Source organism: Thermofilaceae archaeon (genome assembly GCA_038731975.1).
Classification (GTDB): Archaea; Thermoproteota; Thermoprotei; order Thermofilales; family Thermofilaceae; genus JANXEW01.
The window spans coordinates 1-8,384 of sequence record JAVYQJ010000037.1 but is presented as its reverse complement, the minus strand read 5'-3'; the positions used below and the strand labels follow the sequence as shown (position 1 = coordinate 8,384).

Here is an 8,384-nt window from a genome sequence, read left to right as displayed (position 1 = left end):
CCCCTCTCCGCGCGGCCCACGGCCTCCCGCCCGGGAGGCTGCGGGCCGCTGGTCCCGTGCCGGGGAGGCCGCCCGGCCCCGTCCCGGCCGCTCATCCCGCGCCCGCCGGCCCAGCCCGCCCGGGCCCGCCGGCGAGCGCCGTCCCCCCGGCCTGGGGCGCCCGCCCCAAAGCCGGGCTTCATCCGCCCCCCTGCCCCCTACAGGGGGGCACCCCGCGGTTTAGCGGGGACAGGGGTGGAGAGATGAAGAGAGGTGGGAAGGTAAAGAAAAGGGGTTCGTTTGTTTTCTGGCCCCCGGGTTTCCCCCCCGTCGATGAGCGCCGGCTGGGGCTCGGGAAGTGAGCGAGCTCTTGTGAGCGTGCTGTTTACCCCCTCCCCCCTCTCTTGCCCCCGAGGGTTCCTCGGGCGCCCTATCTAGCGCCCGGTTTTCCTCGGGGGTGCATGTTGTCCCGCCCCCCGTCTTCGCCCCCTTCACTGATCGGGGGCCGTGTGCCTAGGGGGGCGGACATGGGAGTGGTGCATTGTAGCTATTTATTCTTTTCGCCGCGCGGGAGGGGTTTTTTCTGGCTACCTTTCGACTGCGATGCGGGGTTGCGGCTTTTACGGGGGCTTCTCGACGCCGATCACCTCTTAGGTGGATGGGAGATCGGGGGAGCATTCTTTCCACTACCTTTCGCTCGCCGGAGCGGCGCGGAGCCTCCCGCGGGCTACAGCGTAATCCTCCGCTACCCGGGCGTCGGGACCCTCGCAAGGGGAATCTGCTACGCCTGCACAGGTGAGCGACGCGCCTGGTCGAAGCGGGGGGTGGTTGGGCCTGCACCCCCGGTACATTTTATACCAATGGATGGGTTATATGCCGATGGGTTCCTATCTTGCCATTTGGTAGGAATGGCAAAGCGCCTATATACGCTCGCACCCCGGGGTGCTCGTGGAGAAAGAGGTTGCGGGCATCATTGAGGAGCTCCTCCTTGAGGGGAAGGCCCACCACCTAGCCGTCGTACTCCTCCTCTCCCGGTTCGGGCCGCTGAGGCTGGAGGACGTGAGGTACGCCCTTGGTAGGGGGCGGAGGGGGGCGTACTCCACCGCTCGAACAGTGCTGCTCGAGCTGCAGGAGATGGGGCTGGTGCGCCGGGAGACGATCGGGCTCTACGGGAGGAAGGTGGTCGTGTACCGGCTGACGGAGCTGGGGGTCAAGGTCGCCAGGAGGCTCGAAGCCGCGCTGGGTTTCTTCCCGCCCGAGGGCTACGCCTCCCAGCCTCCCCCGTCGGAATAGGACTAGAGCGAAGGCTGTCCTGAGCGCGTGGATCCTGCGCTCATCCATGCGGGGGTGAGAGCGGTACTCGAGGCTTAAACCCGTGCGAGAGGCGTGCCCGAAAGTAATGTTCGTAGTGCGGATTTGAAGGTTCGAGGTGCGGCTTTCTAGGCTGGAGAGCGGGGAGGGGTTTAGGGGCCGCGCGGGCTCTACCACGTTCCTCCGGGATCCGCGCTCGCATCAAGAAAGCGCTCTAGCCCACGCTCCCCGTCGTCCGCCAGCAGCTTGGCGTGGTTGTACACCTGCGCAATCAAGGGTGACAGCTTCCTCTCGATGAACGCGACCACTGCGCCAGGGTCGGACTCCGCGAGATCGCGCAGCATCGCCACGCTCTCCACCACCTCGATGAAGTCCGCCGGCCGCTGAGCACTTGGAAGGGCTCGGAGCACGTTGTCGCAGCTCCGTGCCCACCACTCCTCCCTCAACCTCCTTATCCGGTCGGCGACGTCCCTCGACACCCAGATCGTCGTGGGCTCCATCCCAGCCGACCCCCTCCCCTGGATGTTAACTTTCCCTATAGGGAAAGGGGCTCATGAGGCGCCTGCGGCACCCTCGCCACTCTCTTCCCCTATAGGGAAAGGCTTCAGGGGGCTGCTCCCACAGCACCACCACTTCTCTTCCCCTATAGGGGAAGAGGCTGGTGCACCACCGCCTGAACCCCCAGCCCCCCTTCCCCTATAGGGAAAGGCTTCAGAGGTTGCGAGCTAGGCTTGAACCAGAACCCCTTTCCCTATAGGGAAAGTTGCGGCCGGGGCCCGAGGGAGGGGGCTTGGAGGGCCCTTTCCCTATAGGGAAAGTCGGCGGCTGAGGGCGGGGAGGGCTTGAGCCGGTAGTCCCTTCCCTATGGGGAAAGGGAGGGGTGGTGCCACAAGCGCAGCCCCCGAGCCACCTTCCCCTATAGGGGAAGAGGCCCAAGAAGGAGGCCGAGGGGCTTGAACGGTTCTTCCCCTATAGGGGGAGTTGCTGGCGCTTGATGCGGGGGAGTACCAGCTGGTGGAGGGCGAGGAGCGCTACGCGCGCGTTGCCACCCCTCCTCGCCCCCTCCTCCGCCGCCCTGCGGATATCATCGTCGTCAGCGGGGAGGAGGAGGCGGACCACCCGCTCCCTCAGGATCTCCTCCAGCTGCTCCCTGCTGTACGGCCTCATCTCGATGACGCGGGTCTCTAAGAGTGGGCTGCGCCTGTGGGGCAGCTCGACCAGGACCACGCGGGAGAGCCGCTTGACGGCGCTGAAGAGGCGCTCGTCCCACATGGCGAGGCTGAAGTCGTCCAGCACGTTCCACCTCTCCCCGTCGAGGAGGGGGAGGATCATCCTCGGCGTCCTGCGCTGGAAGCAGGAAACGTAGGCGTGGTCGACGCCGATCAGCGCCATGCGAGCGAGCGTCGTCTTCCCCACGCCGGGCGGGCCCACCACCTTGAACGGCTCCCCCCGCTCTATGTAGGCCCTCGCCTCGTTGAGCTCCGCCTCCCTGAATAAGAGTTTAGGCGGCGGTGCCAGCAATTTCTCCAGCAGCTCCCTACCCCCCGGCCACTCGCTCACTCACCTCCCCCCTCTTGTGCCACAGCCTCCCGCGCACCGATGAGCTGGAGCCACGGGTTGCCGGCCAGCCACTCCAGACCGGCCTGCCGGCCCCCCGCGCGCCCCTCCAGCGCCCGAACCCTCTCCTCCAGCGCCTCCAGCCTCCTCTCCAGCGCCGCTAGCGCCCCGAGCCTCCCCTCCAGCTCAGCCACCCTCTTCTCCAGCGCCTCAAGCCTCGTCCTCAGCTCCTCCGGCTCCCCCCTCCTAGAACGGCGGTGGGTGCGCGTGTGCGAGGCGAGCGCCTGCGGCGTTGCGAAGACCTCCCCGCACGCGGAGCAGGCGTAGAACGTCCGCCCGCAGTTGCCGCAGAAGTGCTTGCTTCGCAGCCCCCGCTCGAGCTCCCTCCCACAGAACGGGCACCGTGTAGACACGGCATTCGATCGATTCGGCATATTTAAAACTACCGACGAGCGTCGCGTATCCCGTTTGCATTACGCCGTATTACGAACGAGATACGCCGCGCCATTTGCGTATCCCGATCGCAATACGACGTAATACAATCGGGATACGCTGGAGACTCAGCGTAGCTCGATCGTATTGCGGTGTTGAATCGGGGGCCAACGGGCGTACTGCGGACGGGATACGCCGTATTACGAACGGGATACGCAGCACCCGTCGCGTAGCACAGCGTATTGCGGCGTATTGCGCTGCGCTACGTTGCAAAGCGCGGCGTAGCACAACGAAATACGCAGCGTAGCACAGCGTATTGCGTTGCGTAGCACAACGAAATACGTCGTAGCGCAACGTATTGCGTTGCTCTGCGACGCAGCACAGCGCATTGCGCTGCGTAACGCAGCGTAGTACGGAGTAGGGGAAGAGGGAAAAATGCGGTTTGCGGGGTTTATGGCGGAGCCCCGCCCAGGGCGACCCTCCGCTTGTAGACAATTAGTCGATCCCAGGCCGCTCCGCGGGCTGCGGCGAGCGGGGCTATGCTGTAGCAGTCGCCGGCGCGGCAGACCCTCGAGGCCTCCACCCTCACAGGCTTGGGTAAGGCGATGAACAGCTCCGCGTCAACCGGTGAGGAGTTGAGGAGCTGGGCGACCAGCTGCGGGTATGGGTCGAACCTTGCGCCCCAGAGCCTCGCCGAGAGCGCCAGCAGGCCCGCGAGGAGCACCGCCTCAGCCAGGACAACGAGGGCCTCATCAACCGCCACAGGGCCCCACCTCCGCTTTAACCACCTTCACCAGCCTCCGGCCGCTCCACTCGTAGCTCGCGCCCAGCACTTCCACCCTGCCCCCGCTCAGGGAGGCTAAACCGTAGTTGGGGTCCTCGACGCCCTGCCCGAGGCAGAAGCTGCTACCCCTACCCTGGATGCTAGGGTTCAGAGCAAGGTACTTGATGTAGATGGTTGTGCCGTCATCACTCACGTCTAGAGCTGAGGCTGCGCCGGCGTGCGTCCCGTTGCCCCAAGCGCGCCAGAGCTGCAGCGGCGGCTCCTCAAACACGGGCGCGTCCCGGGCCCTAAAATAGATCAAAACCCTCCTCAAGGGGAGCCTGTACAGCCTGCCGTCCACCGTCACGTTCACCGTGAAGGGGAGCTCCCTCGCGTAAACCGAAAACGTGAGCGAAGCCCTACCCGCGCTTAACGCTCTGCGGAGCTCCAAAGCGTCCTCCCAGCCCATCAGGGGCTCGCTTCTTAAGAAGACCCTCTGCAGGAAGACCGTGACTAGGCCTGTGGCGGCCACCACGGCTAGAGCGATTAGCAGGTACTTCAGGGGCACCATTAGGCTCCTCAAGAAGAGAAAAAATGATCGTATTTATTTGTTTAGCGCTATTTAGCGCTAGCCTCTCGGCGGGTACTTGGCGAAGACGGGTACTGGCACTACTTCGCCCTCCGCGATAGCGTACCTCCCTCCAGCGGGTACCACGTAGAAGGCGATCCAGTCGTCAGCCGGGACCTGCACGTTCACGGTGTAGGGTGAGGAGACGCCCTTGAAGACCTGGGTGCCTTTAAGCGGGTGCGTGCTGCCCGTAGCGCCCCAGTCGAACGTGATGTCGGCCCTGTACGAGGAGATGGGCGTGAGGCCGGACGGCCCCTGGGCGAAGCAGCCCCACGTCACCGTGAAGGGGCCTCGGGGGTCGGTCCACTCCAGCTTGTACACTGATGCGGGTGCGAGCTTGAAGGTGACCCTATCGCTGCCCCAAATGAGGGTTGAGGGCCTGCCGCCGGCGCCCATCCACCTCATCGAGATCCTGAACTCCCTCACGCTGTTGTAGCCGTCGCCGCCGAGCAGGCCCCTCGGGTACGGCTTCGCGTAGAAGTCCTCCGTGTCACCCAAGCCGATGACGTACAGCCTCCAACTCGAGCCGGCCTGCGAGGGCGGGGCCCAGTAGCCGATGCAGAAGGTGCCGGTGCAGCCGGGCTCCTCGAGGGAGGCGAGGTAGCCGAGCTGCGGAGCGTGCACGCGGAAGCCGAGGAGCTGCCAGTACTGGGGCGGAACGTACTTCCAGGTTGCGTTCACGTAGATGCTCATGAGGATGCTCCGCCTACCGGGCGGCGCTGCCTCGTGGCTGGTCAGGGTGTAAACGGCCTCGGCCCTGAAGGTCAGGGTGGAGACCGCGATGGGCTGCCAGTAGGCGTACTCCACCCGGTCACCGTTCACACCCATGTACGCGAAGGTAATGTTGTACAGAGCCAGGGTCGAGCCGTTGGCGAGCCACAAGCCGCTGGTGTCGTAGCTCCCTCCGAGCTCCTCGTAGACCAGCGGATCCCAGGCCGAGAGAGTGACGAAGTACCAGTCCCTGTACTCCTGCGGATCCTGGATCTTGGGGAACCCTACGATCGTGCTCCGGTTCCACTCGATGATCTTCACGCCACCCGGGAGATCTTTAACGTGCTTCGAGGGATCCCAGTCCTGCGCCAGCTGCAGCCTCCAGACGCCTGTTACAGGGACCCACCTGCTGCTCCCGTTCTCGTTCACTATGAGGGCGTAGATCCAGGCCCTCCCGTCGATGCCTGCTTCAGCGGGCGAGGTCTTGTTCGTCGGGACGTGGGTGACGGTGAGCAGCCACCAACCCTTCCTCCCCATCCGCTCCTCACCCCCCGCTGTTGCTCCGGGGATGTAGGTGACCGGGTTAACCATACCGGCGCCCGGCGGCAGCATCGTCTGGTTAGTGGCGGCCAACCTGAAGACCGCGATTGCAGACAAGCCCCTATCGCCCACCGTCAGCGTGAGCAGGGGGTCGCTGCTGTAGGGCTGGCCCCTGTAGCACTCCGTGCCCACGCGCCAGTAGGTGAAGATGAGGCCTCCAGCCTCTACCGGTAGGAGCTGGACGGTCTGCCCCCTCCTCAGCCACACTATAGAGTCGTAGCTGATGCGCGCCCCGCTCGTCGCGTTCAAGACGCCCCAAGCGTCGCCGTCGAAGTGGGGCTCCCACCTCACCAGCAGGGCCCTCTCGTCCCAGACGTAGGCCGTGAGGGCCGTGTTACTGTTGAGGTTGACGGTCCTCGGGTTCGCCGTGCTACCGTCGCTCCACCTCCAGAACCGGTAGCGCCGCCACCTCGTGCTCTGCCCTCCCGCCGTCAGAGTGGGCCCGTAGTAGGTCGTCAGGATCTCGACGCTGTAGCTCCCCTGCTGCAGCGTCACGCTCACCCGGCCGCTCGAGTCGGCGGTGTACTCCGTGCCCCCGATCCTGACCCTGGTCCCGTTCGCCGGCACGGTTGTAGCTCCGCTGGCGGTCGCCCTGTACACCTGGATCGTGAGCGTGTAGCTGGGCGGCGGGGATGAGCCAGGTATGAACACGTACTCGAGGGCCCCTTGGTACATGTAGGCTGCGATCCCGTAGACCGTCACGTCGCTGTCGCTATAAGTGTTCCCCCAGACGTCCGCGGGGCCCGGGGGCACGGTGTACTTGTCCTCCCGCCCCCATGAGGCGATCGTTTTCCCAGACGGGTTGCTATCATCGACTCGCCCGCTAACAGTGCTAGACTGCCTCTCCCCCCACCTCAAGTTCTCCCTGGAGCTGTCCCACCAAACGTAGAACCTGTGGTCGTACCAAACCGTTGAGGAGGATACGAACCTCCTGTTCGCGGTGAAGTAGTCCGTTACAGCGTAGCGGAGCCAGGACGATCTCCTCCAGTGGTAGGCGCCCCCGTCGATACGGTCGAGTTGCTTCCCCGCGGTAGCTAAAGGTAGAAGGATCGGCTCCGAGTTAACAGCCACCCTATACCGGGTCCCTACGCCCCCCTCATCCCTCAGCTTTGCAGGCCCGTAGCCGTACTTCTCATGCCACATTGTCGGGTATTCGTTACGATCGTACACCACAACGGTGTCCGCGCCCACGATGAACGCTTGAATCGCGATGAAGCACAGTAGTGCGAGTAGAGCCACCCTCCACTCCATCATGGGGAGAAAAAAAGAGGAGGAAAATATAAATTTTTACGGCCGCCCCTCACCCCCTTCGAGAACCTCGATCTTGATCCGCAGCAGCCCGTTACCGGAGATGTACAGCCAGCCCGCCCTCACCCCCTCCTCGGGCTGGTGGGGCAGCCTAGCTCTGTAGGCTGGCCCGCAGCTCACCCACTGCCCGCCTCTGTTGTAGAGGCAAGTGAAGTACCTGCTGAGGGTTGCGTCGAAGAGGGTGTTGTTGCCGCCGGGCACTGGGAACAGGTTGTAGAGCGCCGTCAGGATGCCGCTGTCCACCTCGAAGATGTACTCGCCGGGCCCGAAGTAGTAGCCGGCCGAGAAGCAGAGATTGTCGTTCCTGATGACGACCTCGATCGCGTTGACCGCCGGATCCCTCACACCCTCCCAGGATGCTTCAACGTGTATCCTGAGCTTCCTCCAGGGTGGAACCTCGATGTTGTAGGCCCAGCAGCTGTAGCCGTCGTAGGCGCCCTTGACCTCCAGCCAGCCGTCGCCGAGGTACTTCGCCTCCCCGTCGAAGGGTACGACGAGGTACTTCGAGGGGTTGACCTCGACTCTCACGGGGCCGGCGGGGGTGAGGACCTCCATCCAAGCGCCCTCCGCGAGCCTCTTCGCGTAGACGACCAGCTGCTCCAGGAGGGTGTCGCTCGACGCGTTGAACCTGTAGTACCGGTCGTGCACTGGGCTCCCGTTGACGATCCAGCCGGCTAGGCAGACCCTGTGGGTCTCGTTGTAGGCTACGCAGCCTGCCCTGTCGACGCCGTAGGGGTAGAGGTAGAGAGTGGTGTTGAGGGGGACGCCCAGCACCGCGTCGCTCGCGACGAAGGTCCCGTTGATGGGGGTTGGGGGTTGCGTGATGAGCTGGATGGGGATGAGCACGCCCTTCAGCTCGATTTCGGCTTCAACCCTCCTGAACACCAGCGTTAGGGTCGTATCGCCCTCCACCGTCAGCAGCGTGGAGCCGTTCAGCGGCATGTATCGGCGCGGAGCAACAGGCGTCACGTTCACCACGCTGCACCGCTGGAGGCTCAGCTCGACTGGGAGGGTGTGGAGCGTCCCGTTCACCAGCGCGGATGCGTTAGCCGCGTTCGCGACGATTAGGAGCGTGTGGATCGGCCTCTCGAAAAC

The 8,384-nt window shown here is 64.5% G+C and carries 8 protein-coding genes; 1 reads left to right on the top strand and 7 read right to left on the bottom strand.

Annotated features, from left to right (window positions below; genetic code table 11):
• Positions 1-927 precede the first annotated feature (927 nt).
• The gene (locus QXF46_08645) at positions 928-1,272 is read left to right on the top strand and encodes a hypothetical protein (protein ID MEM0226926.1); all 345 of its coding nucleotides are present in this window, start codon (positions 928-930) and stop codon (positions 1,270-1,272) included.
• Between the two features lie 188 nt (positions 1,273-1,460).
• Here QXF46_08645 and QXF46_08640 read toward each other — a convergent pair whose 3' ends face one another.
• From QXF46_08640 to QXF46_08610, 7 genes are all read right to left on the bottom strand, one after another.
• Entirely contained in the window at positions 1,461-1,790 is a 330-nt protein-coding gene (locus tag QXF46_08640; protein ID MEM0226925.1) for a hypothetical protein, read from the bottom strand.
• Positions 1,791-2,259: 469 nt separating this feature from the next.
• Positions 2,260-2,850, bottom strand: coding sequence for a hypothetical protein (locus tag QXF46_08635; protein ID MEM0226924.1), 591 nt, complete (start codon positions 2,848-2,850; stop codon positions 2,260-2,262).
• On the bottom strand, positions 2,847-3,260 hold the full coding sequence (locus tag QXF46_08630) for a C2H2-type zinc finger protein (protein MEM0226923.1): 414 nt from the start codon (positions 3,258-3,260) through the stop codon (positions 2,847-2,849). Before QXF46_08630 ends, QXF46_08635 begins: the two co-directional genes overlap by 4 nt.
• A 470-nt stretch (positions 3,261-3,730) precedes the next feature.
• Positions 3,731-4,042, bottom strand: coding sequence for a hypothetical protein (locus tag QXF46_08625; GenBank protein ID MEM0226922.1), 312 nt, complete (start codon positions 4,040-4,042; stop codon positions 3,731-3,733).
• Positions 4,032-4,610, bottom strand: coding sequence for a hypothetical protein (locus tag QXF46_08620; protein ID MEM0226921.1), 579 nt, complete (start codon positions 4,608-4,610; stop codon positions 4,032-4,034). The genes QXF46_08625 and QXF46_08620 overlap by 11 nt, the downstream gene beginning before the upstream one ends.
• Before the next feature lie 60 nt (positions 4,611-4,670).
• Positions 4,671-7,235 (bottom strand): hypothetical protein, encoded by a 2,565-nt coding sequence (locus tag QXF46_08615; GenBank protein ID MEM0226920.1) that lies wholly within the window; start codon positions 7,233-7,235, stop codon positions 4,671-4,673.
• Between the two features lie 33 nt (positions 7,236-7,268).
• On the bottom strand, positions 7,269-8,384 hold a 1,116-nt coding region (locus QXF46_08610; protein MEM0226919.1), incomplete at its 5' end, for a hypothetical protein.

What these genes read in the sequence shown, in the direction of transcription:
- QXF46_08640 (MEM0226925.1), bottom strand. Translation starts at nt 1,790, where the DNA reads ATGGAGCCCACGACGATCTGGGTGTCGAGGGACGTCGCCGACCGGATA.
- QXF46_08615 (MEM0226920.1), bottom strand. Translation starts at nt 7,235, where the DNA reads ATGATGGAGTGGAGGGTGGCTCTACTCGCACTACTGTGCTTCATCGCG.